Origin of the sequence: Pseudomonas sp. A1230 (assembly GCF_044218825.1) — a bacterium.
In the GTDB taxonomy this organism is placed as follows: Bacteria; Pseudomonadota; Gammaproteobacteria; order Pseudomonadales; family Pseudomonadaceae; genus Aquipseudomonas; species Aquipseudomonas iridis.
This window is the reverse complement of record NZ_CP162582.1, coordinates 446,337-462,436: the sequence shown is the minus strand read 5'-3', so window position 1 is coordinate 462,436 and position 16,100 is coordinate 446,337. Positions and strand designations below refer to the sequence as shown.

Here is a 16,100-nt window from a genome sequence, read left to right as displayed (position 1 = left end):
GATCCAGGGGTTTTAGCGTCAATTCGATAAACGCAACACTGTGCGTTTATCGAACAGCTTCATCAGGCAAACAGTTGCGCACTGAGGTCGCGACTGGCGCTGAGCAGGCCCGGCAGAAAGCGCTGTTCCAGCTCGGTGCGGCTGACACGACCGGCGTGGGTGCTGACGTTGAGCGCCGCCACCACTTGGCCGGAAGCGTCGTAAACCGGTACGGCAATCGAGCGCAGGCCTTGTTCCAGCTCCTGATCGACAATGCACCAGCCCTGCTGCCGCACTTGCTGCAAACATTCGAGCAAGGCGTCCGGGGTGTGGATCGTGCGGCTGGTCTTGGCAACGAGTTCGGCGTGGTCGAGGTATTCACCTAACGACGTGTCGTCCAGCGCCGCCAGCAGAATCCGCCCCATCGACGTGCAATATGCCGGCAGGCGCCCGCCCACCGACAGATCCACCGAGATCAAACGCTGGGTGGTCGCCGAACGGGCGATGTACAGAATGTCATCGCCCTCCAGCGTGGCCATGTTGCAGGCTTCGTGCAGTTGCTCGCTCATGCGGTCGAGGTATGGCTGGGCGGACACGGCCAGCGGCGTCGACGACAGATAAGCGTGGCCGAGGGTCAGCACTTTGGGCAGCAACGAGTAGGTGCGACCGTCCGTGGTGGCGTAGCCGAGTTTGATCAAGGTGTGCAGGCAACGGCGCACGGCAGCGCGGGGGATTTCCGTGCGATGACTGATCTGGGCGATGGTCAGGTGCCGTTTGCGCTCCTGAAATGCCTGAACCACCGCCAGGCCACGGGCCAGCGAGGTCATGAAATCCGGATCCCCCGTCAGCGCCTGAATGCGCTTGGCCGGCGAGGCGACGATCGGCGGCGCCACGGAAGTGAAGGAGTTGCGCATTCGATCGTTCATTTCAGGTCCTTATCCGGCACGGATCGATGGCTATACAAGCGGCTCGCGGCGGGATGCACAAGGGTTGCGACGCGAAGATTGGGCGATTATCGAACCGCCGACCGATTATCGCAATTGATCAGCTAGCGTTTGCCTGACCTCATGTGACGTTTGCTGACTTCGTCGGCACTTTGAATTTTCGTCTGAGTTGCTCGACTAAATGACGTCAAAAACAGATCACTTCGCAAATAACGGTCTGTGCACAGTTCAACTAGCGATAAAAGTTGCGAGTAACAAAACGATCACACATCCGGAACCGTTTTTAACTTGGCAAAGATAGTCATTCCCGAATCGACCGCTATAATGCACCTCAGTGGGACCCCGTTCTCAAATACCGGGGTCGCCACCCGCTGACGCGATGTCCATCGCTGTCGGCCCCGGCCAGCGCCTGGCACTTATTGTCAATGTAATGCCAACGCTCGCTGAAACTGGAAACTGATGCTGCGTCAGTTTTAATCTGGTGCCGTAGCCGCCTGCTAGACGCAAGTCTTGATCGTCTTGCCGATCCCAGCAACGCCTGTTCAGGTGTTGGTCTTCGGTAGATTGCTCAATCGATTCGTTGCAGTGCGTTTCACCAGACATTTAACTCAACTCATACAGGTAGCACTGTGACGAAAGACGAACTGCGCGCGGAACTTGAGCGCCAGGAACAACGTTACAAGGAAGTTTACGGCGGGGAAGTCACCACCTACGCCGCTCAGCCAGAACCAGAACGCAAGGCGTGGCGCAAGCGCCCCACCGTTCAGGATCAGGTCTTCAAGCAGGAAATCGAAAAGATCGAAAAGGAACTCAAAGCCGAAGAGCCATGAGCCAACCGGTTTTGATATTCGAGGGTCAGTGCGCACCGTATACAAGCGCGGTGTGATGACGATGCCCTGTGCGCCCGCTATCCGCGGGCAGCAGCCATTGCCCCGTCCTACAGGGTGATAGGAAGCTTCTTACAGGTTTCATTTATATTTCAGACAAGCGTATGAGCCCGTATTTTATCGGTCAAAAGCCCCGCCATCATTGGCCTTTCCCAATAAAATCAGCAACTTGAAAGACCCTGCACGCCGCTTGGTTTTAATGCGCTGCAACAAATTAATTCGAATAAGAGTGTTACTGATTAGCAGGTAGGGCATCGATTTCGAGACTTTTCTGGCATAATCGCGCCCCCTTACGACCGGGTCAGAAAACCTTCATGATCGATTTATTCAGCGGACTGGATGCTTGGGTGCTTGTGAGCCTCCTGCTCGCCCTGACATTCGTCCTCGCCTTCGAGTTCATCAATGGATTTCATGACACCGCTAACGCGGTAGCCACTGTTATCTACACCAAAGCCATGCCGCCTCACCTGGCGGTGTTCTTTTCCGGCGTGTTCAACTTCCTCGGCGTTCTGCTGGGTGGCGTTGGCGTGGCGTATGCCATTGTCCATTTGCTGCCGGTTGAGCTGCTGATCAATGTGAACACCGGCCACGGGCTGGCGATGGTGTTCTCGTTGCTCGCCGCGGCAATCGCCTGGAACCTTGGCACCTGGTACTTCGGTATCCCGGCCTCCAGCTCGCACACCCTGATCGGTTCGATCCTCGGTGTCGGCCTGGCCAACGCCCTGATCAACGACATTCCGTTGGCCGATGGTGTGAACTGGCAGAAGGCGATCGACATCGGCGCCTCGCTGGTGTTCTCGCCAATGGCCGGCTTCCTGATCGCGGCGCTGGTGCTGATCGGTCTGAAATGGTGGCGCCCGCTGTCGAAGATGCACAAGACGCCGGAACAACGCCGCAAGCTCGATGACAAGAAGCACCCACCGTTCTGGAACCGTCTGGTTCTGGTGATCTCGGCCATGGCCGTGAGCTTCGTGCACGGCTCCAACGATGGTCAGAAAGGCATCGGCCTGATCATGCTGGTGCTGATCGGTATCGTACCTGCGCAGTTCGTCCTCGACCTGAACAGCACCACCTACCAGATCGAACGCACCCGCGACGCGACGCTGCACCTGAGCCAGTTCTACCAGCGCAACAGCGATTCGCTGGGTGAATTCCTGGCTTTGGGCAAGAGCGTGGAAGGCGACCTGCCGGAGAAATTCCGCTGCAACCCGCAGCAGACCGAACCGACCATCACCGCCCTGTTGCACACCCTTAAAGGTGTTGCGGACTATCGCTCGCTGTCTTCCGAAAGCCGTATTGAAGTCCGTCGCTACCTGCTGTGCCTGGACGACACTGCGAAGAAAGTCGGCAAGTTGCCTGGCCTGGAACCACGCGAAAAGGCTGACCTCGACAAACTGCGCAAAGACCTGACCACCACCACCGAATACGCCCCGTTCTGGGTGATTCTGGCGGTCGCTCTGGCCCTGGGCCTGGGCACCATGGTCGGCTGGAAACGCGTAGTACTGACCATCGGCGAGAAGATCGGCAAGCAAGGCATGACCTACTCGCAAGGCATGTCGGCGCAGATCACTACCGCGACCCTGATCGGTATGGCCAACATCTTCAGCCTGCCGGTGTCCACCACCCACGTACTCTCCTCGGGCGTGGCCGGTACCATGGTCGCCAACAAGAGCGGCCTGCAAGGCGGGACGGTTCGCACCATCCTGCTGGCCTGGGTACTGACCCTGCCAGCGACCGTGGCACTGTCCGCCGGCTTGTTCTGGCTGGCGTCCAAGGCGTTGGGTAGCTGATAGATAGCTGGAAATGAAAAAGGCGCGATTCGAAAGGATCGCGCCTTTTTTTGGTTTGGGATTTGGGGCCATATCCTTGGCTGCGGTGATGGCTGCTTAGGGTCTCGCCCTAAACCTAAAAGGCTTTGCCCCGGCGTACGGCCTGCCGAAGGGGCAGCAAATCAAGAGCCCCTCACCCTAGGGAGAGGGCTGGCGCGAGGGAAAACCCACCACAAAACAAGAGTCGACCGCACGATCTTCCCCCACTCAACAGGATGAGCGTTAGCTCGGCTGAGCTTTTGATCTTCAGGCCCGTCGGAAGGCTGAGTGGAGGGATTCATCCGGGGAGAACATCGAAAGGAGGTGCAGCGAAGCAAACCGGAATCGATGCCCCGGATGGATCCCGGAGCGAAGGAACCCCGAGCCCCAGCGAGTGGGCCGAACGTCAGGGCAAAGCCTTTTGGGTTACCTTTTCGGCGCTTGGAAAAGGTGACCCGCCGTAAGGGCGGAACCCTACTCAGCCATCACCCAAAAAACGGATATTCACACAGCCCCCCCCCCAACAACCTGGTCGGCCCACAGGCCGCCAAGGCAAAAAAAAAGGGCAACCGAAGTCGCCCAAAATGCCTTGCGTGCTCATCAATCCAGAAGAATCACTTCTTGCGCTTATTCGCATCCTTCCAGATAAAAAATCCAAACCCTGCAAAAAACAGAACCATGAGGCCGACAGTCAGCACTCCGGCAAAAACCACGTTATCGAAAAACATGACTGGCCTCCTGAACCTGCTCTGCTGCGATGGAACTAAGTTAACCAAACACGCAGGCGCAATAATTGACCAGGATCAAGTCCGGCCAACACAGAACGCAAAGGAGGGGAAATAACTGACATGCATCAACGGATGCAGGAGGAGATCAACGCTTTTTCGGCTTGTTCTTCGATTTTTTCTTCGGTTTCCCCAAAGGCATTGCCTGCTCGAAGGCATTGCGCACTTCGTTCAAGCGCTTCTCTTTGATGTCATGTACGCGCTTGGCACGCTCAGAATTGAGGTCGATCAGTTTGTCGTCTTGGCTCATGGCAACATACATCGCTAAAAATAATCACAACTGCCGCGACAACGGCAGGACTGCGCCAATAATGCAGCCTCACGCCAGCGCTGACCAGTCGCCAGCACCAACGCTCTAGAACATTTCATGTAAACGACGAATATCAGATCTCGATATCGACCCACAAACCCTGACGCGGCTGATCTTCCATCAGCGGCACGACGGGCACGGTGTTGTCGGCATTGAGTTCATCGCCGGGCACGGCGAGGTGCTCTTCAGGGTCTTCATCGGCTTCGCGGCGACGGCGATCGCGCTCCTGCTGGCGACGCTGTTCTTCGCGCAGCAGCAAACCGTCCTCTTCAGGATCACGCTTTTGCAGATCGATCGTGCTTTCGTTCGAGCTTTCCTGCACCGGCACTACAGGAGGAATGTCCGGTCGCTGACGAATCGGATCCTGCTGGGAAGTAACTGGCACAACGCTCAAGGGGAGCATCGGTGGCAACATATAAGAGATCTCCTGTCAGCAGGCTATCGGCTGCGGCGAAGGTGCCTTGAGCCACTGGTCGCAAACTTGTGACAGGGTTGGCACTCACTGGTGCCCCACAACCTTCGCAAACTGACAGATGACCGCATTAGGCGTGCTACACGCTTGTGGCTAAAAACTTGCCGCTGCGCCTAATCCTTTGGCCCTGAAGCCTGCATTCCGTTAAGATAGCCCGCTTTTTCAAGGTGGGAGTCAGGCAGCATGGCGCAGCAGTATCAACCGGGGCAACGCTGGATCAGTGACAGCGAAGCAGAGCTTGGTTTAGGCACCGTTCTGGCACAGGATGGCCGCTTGTTGACCGTGCTTTACCCGGCCACTGGCGAAACCCGCCAGTACGCGCTACGGAATGCGCCCCTCACCCGCGTGCGGTTCTCGCCCGGTGACAGCATTACCCACTTCGAAGGCTGGAAGATGACCGTCCAGCAAGTCGACGACGTCGATGGCCTGATGGTCTATCACGGCCTCAACGCGCAGAACGAAGCTGTCACCCTGCCGGAAACCCAGCTGTCGAACTTCATTCAGTTCCGTCTGGCCAGCGACCGTCTGTTCGCCGGGCAGATCGACCCGTTGGCGTGGTTCTCCCTGCGTTACAACACCCTCGAACACACCAGCCGCCAGTTGCAATCTGCGCTCTGGGGTCTGGGCGGCGTGCGCGCGCAACCGATCGCGCACCAGTTGCACATCGCCCGTGAAGTCGCCGACCGCATCGCTCCACGCGTATTGCTGGCGGATGAAGTGGGCCTGGGTAAAACCATCGAAGCCGGTCTGGTGATCCATCGCCAACTGCTCTCGGGCCGTGCCAATCGCGTGCTGATCCTGGTGCCGGAAAACCTTCAGCACCAGTGGCTGGTGGAGATGCGCCGCCGCTTCAACCTGCAAGTTGCGCTGTTCGACGAAGAACGCTTCATCGAAAGCGATGCCGCCAACCCGTTCGAAGACACCCAACTGGCGCTGGTTGCGCTGGAGTGGCTGGTCGAAGACGAGAAAGCCCAGGACGCGCTGTTCGCCGCCGGTTGGGACTTGCTGGTGGTCGACGAAGCGCACCACCTGGTCTGGCACGAAGAGAAGGCCAGCCCCGAGTATTCGCTGGTTGAGCAACTGGCTGAAGTGATTCCCGGCGTGTTGCTGCTCACCGCAACCCCGGAACAACTGGGTCAGGACAGCCACTTCGCCCGTCTGCGCCTGCTCGATCCGAACCGTTTCCATGACCTGGCCGCCTTCCGCGCCGAGAGCGAAAACTATCGCCCGGTGGCCGAAGCCGTTCAGGAGCTGCTGGACAAAGGGCGCCTGTCGCCTGAAGCACACAAGACCATCCACGGGTTCCTCGGCAACGAAGGCGAAGCCCTGCTGACCGCGGTCAACGATGGCGACACCGAAGCCAGCGCCCGCCTCGTGCGTGAACTGCTCGACCGCCACGGCACCGGCCGCGTGCTGTTCCGTAACACCCGCGCCGCCGTGCAGGGTTTCCCGGAACGCAATCTGCACCCGTACCCGTTGCCGTGCCCGGACGAATACCTCGAACTGCCGCTGGGTGACCACGCCGAGCTGTATCCGGAAGTCAGCTTCCAGGCGCAGCCGGATGCGAATGAAGAAGAGCGCTGGTGGAAATTCGACCCACGCGTCGAGTGGCTGATCGATCAGCTGAAAATGCTCAAGCGCACTAAAGTGCTGGTGATCTGCGCCCACGCCGAAACCGCGATGGACCTGGAAGACGCCCTGCGCGTGCGCTCCGGCATCCCGGCCACGGTGTTCCATGAAGGCATGAACATCCTTGAGCGCGACCGCGCCGCCGCCTACTTCGCCGACGAAGAGTTTGGCGCGCAGGTACTGATCTGCTCGGAAATCGGCAGTGAAGGTCGCAACTTCCAGTTCGCTCACCATTTGGTGCTGTTCGATCTGCCGGCGCACCCGGACTTGCTGGAACAGCGTATCGGTCGTCTCGACCGGATCGGTCAGAAGCACATCATCGAACTGCACGTGCCGTACCTGGAAACCAGCCCGCAAGAGCGTCTGTTCCAGTGGTATCACGAAGCGTTGAATGCGTTCCTCAACACGTGCCCGACCGGCAACGCCCTGCAGCATCAGTTTGGCCCGCGCCTGCTGCCGTTGCTCGAAGAAGCCGACGACAGCGAGTGGCAAGCGCTGATCGACGAGGCGCGCACCGAGCGCGAGCGTCTGGAACAGGAGCTGCACACCGGTCGCGACCGCCTGCTGGAACTCAACTCCGGCGGTTCGGGCGAAGGCGATCAGTTGGTCGAGGACATCCTTGAGCAAGACGATCAGTTCGCCCTGCCGATCTACATGGAAACCCTGTTCGATGCGTTTGGTATCGACAGCGAAGACCATTCGGAAAACGCCCTGATCCTCAAGCCTAGCGAGAAGATGCTCGACGCCAGTTTCCCGCTGGGCGACGACGAAGGCGTGACCATCACTTACGACCGCAACCAGGCGCTGTCGCGCGAAGACATGCAGTTCATCACCTGGGAACACCCGATGGTGCAGGGCGGCATGGATCTGGTGCTGTCCGGTTCGATGGGCAACACCGCCGTCGCGCTGATCAAGAACAAGGCGCTGAAACCGGGCACCGTGTTGCTGGAACTGCTCTACGTCAGCGAAGTGGTTGCCCCGCGTTCGCTGCAACTGGGCCGTTACCTGCCGCCGGCCGCCCTGCGCTGCCTGCTGGATGCCAACGGCAACGACTTGTCGTCACGCGTTTCGTTCGAGACGCTGAACGATCAGCTCGAAAGCGTGCCACGTGCCAGCGCCAACAAGTTCATCCAGGCCCAGCGCGATCAGCTGACGCCACGGATCAACGCCGGTGAAGAGAAAATCACCCCGCGTCACGCCGAGCGCGTGGCCGAGGCCCGTCGCCGTCTGGCGGCCGACACCGACGAAGAACTAGCGCGCCTGACCGCGCTGCAAGCGGTCAACCCGACCGTACGTGACAGCGAACTGGTTGCGTTGCGCGAGCAGCGGGAGCAGGGCTTGGCGATGCTGGATAAAGCGGCGTTGCGCCTGGAAGCGATCCGGGTATTGGTGGCGGGTTAAACCACCCTGCTCCACCGCTGAAAACAAGAAAGCCCGCAGTGATGCGGGCCTTTTTGTTTGCCTGTTATTTATCCGCTGATATTGATGGCCTCATCGCTGGCAAGCCAGCTCCCACAGTGATGGAGTCGCCCACAAATCATGTGATCACCTCAGGACCTGTGGGAGCTGGCTTGCCAGCGATAGCGGTTATGCAGTCGCTACTGCAACATCAGGCTCAACCACAGCCACCAACCCCTCTTTCATCCGCTGCGCATCGCGCACAAAACACCGCGCCGCCAAAAACAGAAACACCATGGTCAGGAACAGTGCCACCGGAATCAGGTACATCGCGTCATGCAGCCCGACAGCCTTGAATGCTTCGGTCATCTGCTGCGCCCCAGCTGCCAACATCGCCGTGTGCGCGAAATGATCCGACAACCCGCCTACCACCACCGGTCCCAATCCTCCGCCCAGCAAATACAAACCGGCAAAGAACAACGCCATCGCCGTGGCCCGCAGGCGCGGTTCGACCACGTCCTGAATCGCCGTGTACACGCAAGTGTAGAAGTTGTAGGCAAACAGCCAGCCCAGGCTGAACACCGCAACAAACAGACCTATCTCGATCCGTCCGGCGTGCAGCGCCCACGCCGTGCACAGTGTCGAAATGATCAGGCTGAATGCCGCAAACAACAGACGACCGTTAGCCACCCGCTGGTGGATTTTGTCGGCAATCCAGCCGCCGAGGGTCAAACCGATCAGCCCGGTCACGCCGACGATCACACCGGTCGCCACCGCCGCTTCCTGCAACGGCATCAGGAAATAACGCTGCAGCATCGGCACCAGAAACGAATTGCAGGCATAAGTGGCAAAGTTGAAGCACAGCCCCGCCATCACCAGCCACAGGAAGGTCGGCACAGCGAGGATCCGGCGGATCGGCTTGTCGACTTTCTCCTGCGATACCTGCACGCTTTCCGCCGCCCCGCGCTTGGGTTCCTTGATGAAAAACATGAACACTGCCAGCAGCAAGCCCGGTACGGCGGCGATAAAGAAGGGTGCGCGCCAGCTGTCGAACGTCTTGACCATCCAGCCGATGGTGAAGAACGCCAGTAGCAACCCCAGCGGCAGCCCCAGCATGAAGATGCCCATGGCCCGCGCCCGGCGATGAGCCGGGAACAGATCGCCGATCAACGAGTTGGCGGCCGGCGCATAGCTGGCCTCACCAATGCCGATGCCCATGCGCACGATCAGGAAACTCCAGAAACTGCCGACCAGCCCGTTGACGGCGGTCAACGCACTCCATGTCGCCAGCCCCCACCCCATCAGTTTGCTGCGTGAGCCCGTATCAGCCATGCGCCCAAGCGGCAACCCGGCGATCGCGTAAACAATGGTGAATGCCGTACCGACGATGCCCAGCTGAAAGTCGCTGAGGTGCCATTCCATGCGGATCGGTTCGATGATGATCGCCGGGATGGTGCGGTCGAAGAAGTTGAACAGGTTGGCGAGGAACAGCAGGAACAGAATGCGCCAGGCATTCGCCGCTTGGGTCGAGTTCTGCATGGGTCCGTCTCTTTATTGTTATAGGGCTTCACTGCCAACGCATCCGAGCCCGGAACCTGCAATCTAGTCAGCGCTGTGGCGGCTGTCTGTGATCATTCGTCTGCCTGATATAGGGCCATGTCACTGTAACGAAACGTAAGTCCTTGATAAGTCTGCAATCCCCGTGAATCCGGGGCTTTTCCGGCAAAACCTTGCCATAAAAAAATAGTTTCAAGCCCCCCTTCCCATTGCCGTTGCGAAGCCTAGAATGGCCGCCGGATCCGTCCGGATCTCCCGATCAATCCCTTTGATACCCTCCCCAATGTCCGAAGTCAGTCCGTGTCTGAATTGCGGTGCCTGCTGTTCCCATTTTCGCGTGTCTTTTTTCTGGGGTGAATGTGCTTCGTCCGGGGGTACAGTGCCCGATGAGCTGGTGACTCAAATCTCTCCCAGCCGGGTGGCGATGAACGGCACCGACTGCAAATCGCCTCGATGCACCGCATTGGAAGGTGACGTTGGCAGCACCGTGAGCTGTTCGATTTATGACAAACGCTCCAGCACCTGCCGTGAATTCGAGTCGTCTTGGGAAAACGGCGAGCAAAATGTCGATTGCGACAAGGCGCGCGCCCGTTTCGGACTGCCTCCCTTGCAACCTGACTGGGCCGAAATCCCCTTTGAGAAGAGCGCCTGACCCTTAGTGCCAATCGCTATGACGCTAATGCCGAAATCATTAGCGCCAATGTGCCACTACCGCCAGCTCCCCGAAAACCGCCTCTATACTTCTGTCTTCAGCCAGCGTTAACCGCGCGGTAGGACTTCAGAGACGGGGCGTGCTATGGAGTGGCTTGGTTTGCAGTTCGTTACCGAGCTGCCGGAGAGCGGGCAGGTCATTCTTGATTGCACACATAATCCCTTGCTGGTGCTGGTAGCCTATCTGGTTGCTTGCGCTGCGAGTTTTGCCACCCTCGATATGGCCGAGCGGGTTGCCCACGCCGACGACCCGAGTTCCCAGCGATTGTGGCGCTGGATAGGCGCCACCTGCCTGGCCGGCGGCATCTGGGCCATGCATTTCATCGGCATGCTCACCTTTCAGGCGCCGATTGAAATCCAGTACGACCTGCCGATCACCCTGTTTTCCCTGTTGATCGCCCTGCTCGCCTCGTGGCTGGCGATGTACACGCTGAGCCATGCGCAGCCAAGCCTGGTGCTCTACCTGAAAACCGCACTGCTCATCGGCCTCGGCATCGCCGGCATGCATTACGTGGGTATGGCCGCCATGCAATCGCGCGCCACTGCGTACTACGAACCGTCCCTGTTTGCGCTGTCGATCGCGATCGCCATCGGCGCCAGTTTCGCCGCGCTGTGGGTAGCCGGTTACTTGCGCGAAGGCAATGGCATGGCTCATCAACTGCTCAAATACAGCGCGGCACTGATACTCGGCGCGGGCATTTTCAGCATGCATTTCACGGGAATGGCAGCCCTGCAACTGGTGTTGCCCGAGGGCAGCCTACCCGCGACGCCCGTCGATACCAGCCAGCTGCAACTGGGCCTGACAGTCGCGCTGATCATCCTGTTGATTCTGAGCAGCGCGATCAGCGCGGCGCTGTTCGACAAGAAACTGCAGAACAAGGAAAACGACCTGCGCCGGGTCAACGCCCTGCTCAGCCAACTTGATCAGGCACGCATGGCGCTGCAACAAGTGGCCAACTACGACGCCCTGACCAACCTGATCAACCGCCGCGGCTTCAATCAGATCTTTGCCGAGAAGCTCAGCCAGAAAACCACCGAAGGCGGCATGCTCGCGGTGATGTTTCTCGACATCGACCACTTCAAACGCATCAACGACAGCCTTGGCCACGACGCCGGTGATGCCCTGCTCAAGGTCATTGCCAATCACATCAAAGGTTCGGTGCGCAGCCATGAAGATGTGGTCGCGCGTTTCGGCGGTGACGAGTTCTGCATCCTGATCAGCCTGCGCGACCGCGATGAGGCGCGCAACATGGCCCAGCGGATCATGGCCAAGATGAAGGAGCCGATAGAACTGGCCGGACGCCGCATGGTGATGACCACCAGCATCGGCATCAGTCTGTTTCCTGAAGATGGCAGCACCTGCGAAGAATTGCTCAAGCACGCCGATCTGGCGCTGTATCAATCCAAGGGCGCCGGGCGCAATGGCCTGCACTTTTTCAGTTCCAGCCTGAAAAACCGCGCGACCCTCGAATTGCAACTCGAAGAAGAACTGCGCCACGCACTGCGCGAAGAAAACGGCCTGACGCTGTATTACCAACCGATCTTCGAACTGAAAACGGGTCGGGTGACCAAGCTCGAAGCGCTGATCCGCTGGCAGCATCCGATTCGTGGTCTGCTGACACCTGACTCATTTATCAGCATCGCGGAAAACAATGGCCTGATTGCCGAGCTGGACAACTGGGTGCTGCGCCGGGCCTGCAAGGACCTGGGCGAGCTGTCGAAACATGGCTGCGAAGATCTGAAAATCGCCTGGAACTGTTCGCCGTTGAACCTCGCTCGCGAAGAACTGGCCGACGAAATCGAAAATGCGTTGCGCACTGCTGGCGTCGCTCCGGAACGTCTGGAACTGGAAGTCACCGAAAATGCCTTGATGGGCAATATCGCCGATACTCTGGTGCTGTTGCGGCAGATCCGCGCCCTCGGCGTGTCGCTGTCGATCGACGACTTCGGCACTGGCTACTCGTCACTGGCTTACCTCAAGCGCTTACCGCTCAACACGCTGAAGATTGACCGTTCGTTCATCCTCGACATTCCCAAGGCGACGGCAGACATGGAGATCGTCCAGGCGATCATCGTCATGGCCCACACCCTGCATTTGCAGGTGGTCACCGAAGGCGTCGAAAGCCTGGAGCAGTACGAATTCCTCGAACGCTCCGGCTGCGACTTCATTCAGGGTTACTTGCTCAGCCGCCCGGTGCCGCTGGACGAGCTACGCCCGGTGCTGGAAGAAATCAATCAACGCAAACAATCACACTCGGTCAATCCGTTGATTCTGGCGCGCGGTACATTTGCACCAGTGTCGCTGGATCTTGCTCCAAAAAGCCTTGCGCCCCATGCAGGCGCATCAGTTGTGCGGCCAATCCGCTGATCGGCGTGGCCGAGCCTTGCTCGCGGGAGAATTTCACGGCGGTGTCGAGATCCTTGAGCAGCGTGCGCACGTGCCACTTCACCGGTTCGAAACGGCTCTCGGCCATTTGCGGGGCGAGGATCTGCAACGGTTTCGAATCGGCAAAACCACCGGCCAACGCTTCAGCGATCAAGCGCGCATCGACCCCGGCCTGCTCGGCCAGTGCCACCACTTCGGCGATCACCAGTGCATTGCAGGCGACGATCATCTGATTGCAGGCCTTGGTCACTTGACCGGCACCCACGCCGCCCATGTGCGTGACGCGCTGGCCAAGATTGAGCAGCACCGAGCGTACGCGCTCAAGATCTGCCGCCTCACCACCGACCATGATCGCCAGACTGCCGGCCTCGGCGCCGACCACCCCGCCTGACACCGGAGAGTCGAGCCAGGCCATGCCGGTTTGACTCAGCAATTGCGCGGCCATCTCACGAGTGGCCGTAGGTTCCAGGCTGGAAAAATCCACCAGCAACTGGCCGCCCTTCGCGCCCTCGGCGACACCTCCCGAGCCAAATACCACCTCGCGCACCACGGCGGTATCCGCCAGGCACAACATCACCACGTCGGCGTGTTCGCACAGCTCGGAAGGGCTGGCGACCTGTCGGGCACCGGCCGCGACCAGTGGCGCGCACTTGGCCGGATTGCGGTTCCACACCGTCAGCGGATAACCCGCCGCCAGCAGGCGTCGGCACATCGGCAGGCCCATCAGGCCAATTCCGGCAAACCCCAACGATGGTAGCGATGACATCATTTAGCCTCGTTTTGATTAAAGATCGCCGAATAATGGCCGATTCATCAACGATCAGGAAAGGATTCCCCCCAAGTGACAGTCAGGCCAAGTCCCTGACGCTCGGGCCAAATTCGCGCAAAAAAGACGCGACATCTTATTCCGTGAGGTTCGCTGACATTCAGTCACCGGGCCAACCCAGTCCAGGTACATGGCGCACAATGACTTCTAAAAACAATCCCGCCACAGCGGTATCCGATCTGACCTTGAGCCCGGCCGCCAACAGCCCGTCATCGTCCAAGCCATTGGTTCCTTCGCGCCCGCTGTCGACCCAGCAATACCTGTACTTCACCGAAACCAACACCGACCGCATCCTCGACAACCTCGACGGTTTGCGCGACATGGTGTTCCCGCGCCCGCCGCATCTGGAAGGCGACAACGAGCAGCACAGCGATCAGGAATTCCCGTCGGTGTGCCTGATCGGCCTCGGTCGCTGCGGCTCCAACATCGCCCTCGATGTGGCGGAGTTGGTGTACAACGCGCGCAAGTTCTACCTCAATGAGTTCAACAACGAAGACCGTGCAGGCGACCGGCGTTCGGCCGACAAGGGCTACAGCCCGGCGCAGTGGATCAAAAACAACCTGCGACTTGGCACCAGCAAAGCGAGCAAACCGGTGTTCCTGGTGGAACCGCTGGTCATGCTCGGCGACCTCGACAAGGACATCGCCGGACGCATCCGTTTCTCACGCAAGAGCGAAAAGAGCGGCTTCCTGCGCGACTACAGCAAAATGAAAATCATGGACTTGTCCGAAGTCCACGCCGGTGGCGCCGGTAACGCGCCGATCCTCGGCCAGTATCTGGCGAAGATCATCCTCAACAAGGACACCCAGCGCTTCTCCAGTCCTGACTGGAAAATGATCCACTCGTACCTGATCGACAGCTGCGGCATCAAGGCCAACCAGTCGCGCCTGTACTTTTCGATCTTCAGTGCCGGCGGCGGTACGGGTTCGGGCATGGCCTCGGAGTTTGGCCTGGCCCAGCAGCACTCGTACATGAACAAGACGTTCGACACCAAGCCGATGGATGAGCACGACGGCAAAAGCGGTCATTCGTTCGTGTTCGAGCCGATCTTCACCAGCGGCATCTGCGTACTGCCGAACATTTCCGACCACCGCAGCGAAATGTCCGAGGCGCTGCACATCAATGCCGGTCGCCTGCTGTGCAAATACCTTTCGGAAGAATGGGATTTCTCCTACAACTTTGCCAATGAAGACAGCAGCGAAGCCAGCGTCATGGGCCGTATCCGCCCATGGAACGCGATGATGCTGATCTCCAATGACATCATGCGTTACGCCGAAGAGAACGATGACGGCAACATCCAGAACATTGATGTCAATGCGATGGAGAAACACGCCAACCAGTACATCTCGCAGCAGATCTTCAACATTCTGACGGCGCAGGCAGTCACCACCGACTACGACCAGAACTACTTCCGTCGCGCCGGCATCGACATCGGCGAAACCATTCGCCTCGACGCCAACGACCTGTTCATGAGCCTGGCCGGCCCGGTGGCGATCGCCTACGCCGAATCGGTGGTGCCGGAAACCCCGCCACCGAGCAGCGACAAATTCAAGGTGTTCGATAAAGAACCGCAGCGTCTGAACATCGACGACTTGTTCTTCCGTTCGATCGACCTGCCGCACTTCAACAAAGTCACCCAGGCCATCGAAGGCATAAGCCTGTTGCCGATAGAATCCAAGCGCTATCGTGCCTCGCTCGAGCAGTACAAGAATTCCGGCTACGACGCCGCTGCCCTGCACGACCTGCATTTCTTCAAGAACTGCTCGTTGGTGGTCTCGATCGTTTCGCTGCCCAAAGACTACAAGCTGTCGTACATGGATCTGAACCGGTTGAAGACGCATCTCAACAGCCTGTTCCCCAATACCACGCTCAAGCGCTACGCACTGGTGATCGGTGCCTCGGCCAACCTGTCGCTCACCACCTTGATCGCCAAGAGCCCGTGCCTGTCGGACGACTTCCTGACACTGATCGTCGCGTTCATCAAACGCTGCTTCGCGAAAAACCCGTACCGTTTCGACGAGACGCTGGATAACTCGATCCTCGACTTCATCATCAATGAAGAATTCGACGAAGACCGCATCGACGAACTGCTCAACGAGTTCGAAAACCCGGCGAAGATCCTCGACACCAACTGGTACGCGATCAAACCGATGTACGAGAAGAAATACCGCGAACTGATCAACGATAAAGAGAAGTTTGTCTCGATCAACGACATTCGTCTGTCGCGTGATTGCGTGAAGAAGTCGATCAAGTACCTGCGCGAGATCTACCGGCACCGGATTGGCAAGACCAAGGTTATTTCGCTGAATAACCATACCGGGAAGTCGTTTACGGTCTGACTCCAGACCGAGTTGCCGCAATCGCTGGCAAGCCAGCTCCCACAGGTTTTGGGTCGTGCGCAGGTTGTG

General features: G+C 58.8%; 12 protein-coding genes. 6 read left to right on the top strand and 6 right to left on the bottom strand.

The genetic code is table 11. From position 1 onward, the window contains the following. Positions 1-62: 62 nt before the first annotated feature. Positions 63-905, bottom strand: a complete 843-nt coding sequence (gene pcaR, locus AB4P97_RS02155) for a pca regulon transcriptional regulator PcaR (RefSeq protein WP_395602012.1) — start codon at positions 903-905, stop codon at positions 63-65. A gap of 647 nt (positions 906-1,552) precedes the next feature. Between pcaR and AB4P97_RS02150 the strand changes: the two genes are divergently transcribed. Beyond that, on the top strand, positions 1,553-1,753 hold the full coding sequence (locus AB4P97_RS02150; protein WP_008080067.1) for a hypothetical protein: 201 nt from the start codon (positions 1,553-1,555) through the stop codon (positions 1,751-1,753). Positions 1,754-2,124: 371 nt separating this feature from the next. After that, positions 2,125-3,600, top strand: coding sequence for an inorganic phosphate transporter (locus tag AB4P97_RS02145; RefSeq protein ID WP_047300029.1), 1,476 nt, complete (start codon positions 2,125-2,127; stop codon positions 3,598-3,600). A 632-nt stretch (positions 3,601-4,232) separates the two neighbouring features. On the opposite strand, the gene ccoM is transcribed toward AB4P97_RS02145, so the two are convergent. The 3 genes from ccoM to AB4P97_RS02130 all read right to left on the bottom strand — a co-directional run bounded on the left by ccoM (position 4,233) and on the right by AB4P97_RS02130 (position 5,128). After that, the gene (ccoM, locus tag AB4P97_RS02140) at positions 4,233-4,346 is read right to left on the bottom strand and encodes a cytochrome c oxidase subunit CcoM (protein ID WP_003222396.1); all 114 of its coding nucleotides are present in this window, start codon (positions 4,344-4,346) and stop codon (positions 4,233-4,235) included. 145 nt (positions 4,347-4,491) lie between these two features. Continuing rightward, a complete protein-coding gene (locus AB4P97_RS02135; RefSeq protein ID WP_164488105.1) occupies positions 4,492-4,653 on the bottom strand; it encodes a hypothetical protein in 162 nt (53 codons plus the stop codon). Positions 4,654-4,786: 133 nt separating this feature from the next. Beyond that, positions 4,787-5,128 (bottom strand): hypothetical protein, encoded by a 342-nt coding sequence (locus tag AB4P97_RS02130; protein WP_042558000.1) that lies wholly within the window; start codon positions 5,126-5,128, stop codon positions 4,787-4,789. A 240-nt stretch (positions 5,129-5,368) separates the two neighbouring features. On the opposite strand from AB4P97_RS02130, the gene rapA reads away from it, so the two are divergent. Then, positions 5,369-8,215 carry an RNA polymerase-associated protein RapA gene (rapA, locus tag AB4P97_RS02125; protein ID WP_042557999.1) on the top strand — a complete coding sequence of 949 codons (2,847 nt, stop codon included), beginning with the start codon at positions 5,369-5,371 and terminating at the stop codon, positions 8,213-8,215. Positions 8,216-8,401: 186 nt separating this feature from the next. Here rapA and AB4P97_RS02120 read toward each other — a convergent pair whose 3' ends face one another. After that, positions 8,402-9,751, bottom strand: a complete 1,350-nt coding sequence (locus tag AB4P97_RS02120) for a spinster family MFS transporter (protein ID WP_395602011.1) — start codon at positions 9,749-9,751, stop codon at positions 8,402-8,404. Positions 9,752-10,052: 301 nt separating this feature from the next. Between AB4P97_RS02120 and AB4P97_RS02115 the strand changes: the two genes are divergently transcribed. Both AB4P97_RS02115 and AB4P97_RS02110 read left to right on the top strand, forming a co-directional pair. Then, entirely contained in the window at positions 10,053-10,421 is a 369-nt protein-coding gene (locus AB4P97_RS02115; protein ID WP_042557997.1) for a YkgJ family cysteine cluster protein, read from the top strand. Positions 10,422-10,565: 144 nt separating this feature from the next. Continuing rightward, positions 10,566-12,848 carry a putative bifunctional diguanylate cyclase/phosphodiesterase gene (locus AB4P97_RS02110; protein WP_395602010.1) on the top strand — a complete coding sequence of 761 codons (2,283 nt, stop codon included), beginning with the start codon at positions 10,566-10,568 and terminating at the stop codon, positions 12,846-12,848. Here the strand turns inward: AB4P97_RS02110 and AB4P97_RS02105 are convergent. After that, positions 12,739-13,635, bottom strand: a complete 897-nt coding sequence (locus AB4P97_RS02105; protein ID WP_162184573.1) for an NAD(P)-dependent oxidoreductase — start codon at positions 13,633-13,635, stop codon at positions 12,739-12,741. The two genes, AB4P97_RS02110 and AB4P97_RS02105, sit on opposite strands and share 110 nt — an antisense overlap. 197 nt (positions 13,636-13,832) lie before the next feature. Here AB4P97_RS02105 and AB4P97_RS02100 point away from each other — a divergent pair, with 197 nt between their 5' ends. Further along, positions 13,833-16,031 carry a hypothetical protein gene (locus AB4P97_RS02100; RefSeq protein ID WP_395602009.1) on the top strand — a complete coding sequence of 733 codons (2,199 nt, stop codon included), beginning with the start codon at positions 13,833-13,835 and terminating at the stop codon, positions 16,029-16,031. Positions 16,032-16,100 lie beyond the last annotated feature (69 nt).

Coding starts and splice junctions, on each gene's coding strand:
- pcaR (WP_395602012.1), bottom strand. CDS start 905: ATGAACGATCGAATGCGCAACTCCTTCACTTCCGTGGCGCCGCCGATC.
- AB4P97_RS02145 (WP_047300029.1), top strand. CDS start 2,125: ATGATCGATTTATTCAGCGGACTGGATGCTTGGGTGCTTGTGAGCCTC.
- ccoM (WP_003222396.1), bottom strand. CDS start 4,346: ATGTTTTTCGATAACGTGGTTTTTGCCGGAGTGCTGACTGTCGGCCTC.
- AB4P97_RS02135 (WP_164488105.1), bottom strand. CDS start 4,653: ATGAGCCAAGACGACAAACTGATCGACCTCAATTCTGAGCGTGCCAAG.
- AB4P97_RS02130 (WP_042558000.1), bottom strand. CDS start 5,128: ATGTTGCCACCGATGCTCCCCTTGAGCGTTGTGCCAGTTACTTCCCAG.
- rapA (WP_042557999.1), top strand. CDS start 5,369: ATGGCGCAGCAGTATCAACCGGGGCAACGCTGGATCAGTGACAGCGAA.
- AB4P97_RS02120 (WP_395602011.1), bottom strand. CDS start 9,751: ATGCAGAACTCGACCCAAGCGGCGAATGCCTGGCGCATTCTGTTCCTG.
- AB4P97_RS02115 (WP_042557997.1), top strand. CDS start 10,053: ATGTCCGAAGTCAGTCCGTGTCTGAATTGCGGTGCCTGCTGTTCCCAT.
- AB4P97_RS02110 (WP_395602010.1), top strand. CDS start 10,566: ATGGAGTGGCTTGGTTTGCAGTTCGTTACCGAGCTGCCGGAGAGCGGG.
- AB4P97_RS02105 (WP_162184573.1), bottom strand. CDS start 13,635: ATGATGTCATCGCTACCATCGTTGGGGTTTGCCGGAATTGGCCTGATG.
- AB4P97_RS02100 (WP_395602009.1), top strand. CDS start 13,833: ATGACTTCTAAAAACAATCCCGCCACAGCGGTATCCGATCTGACCTTG.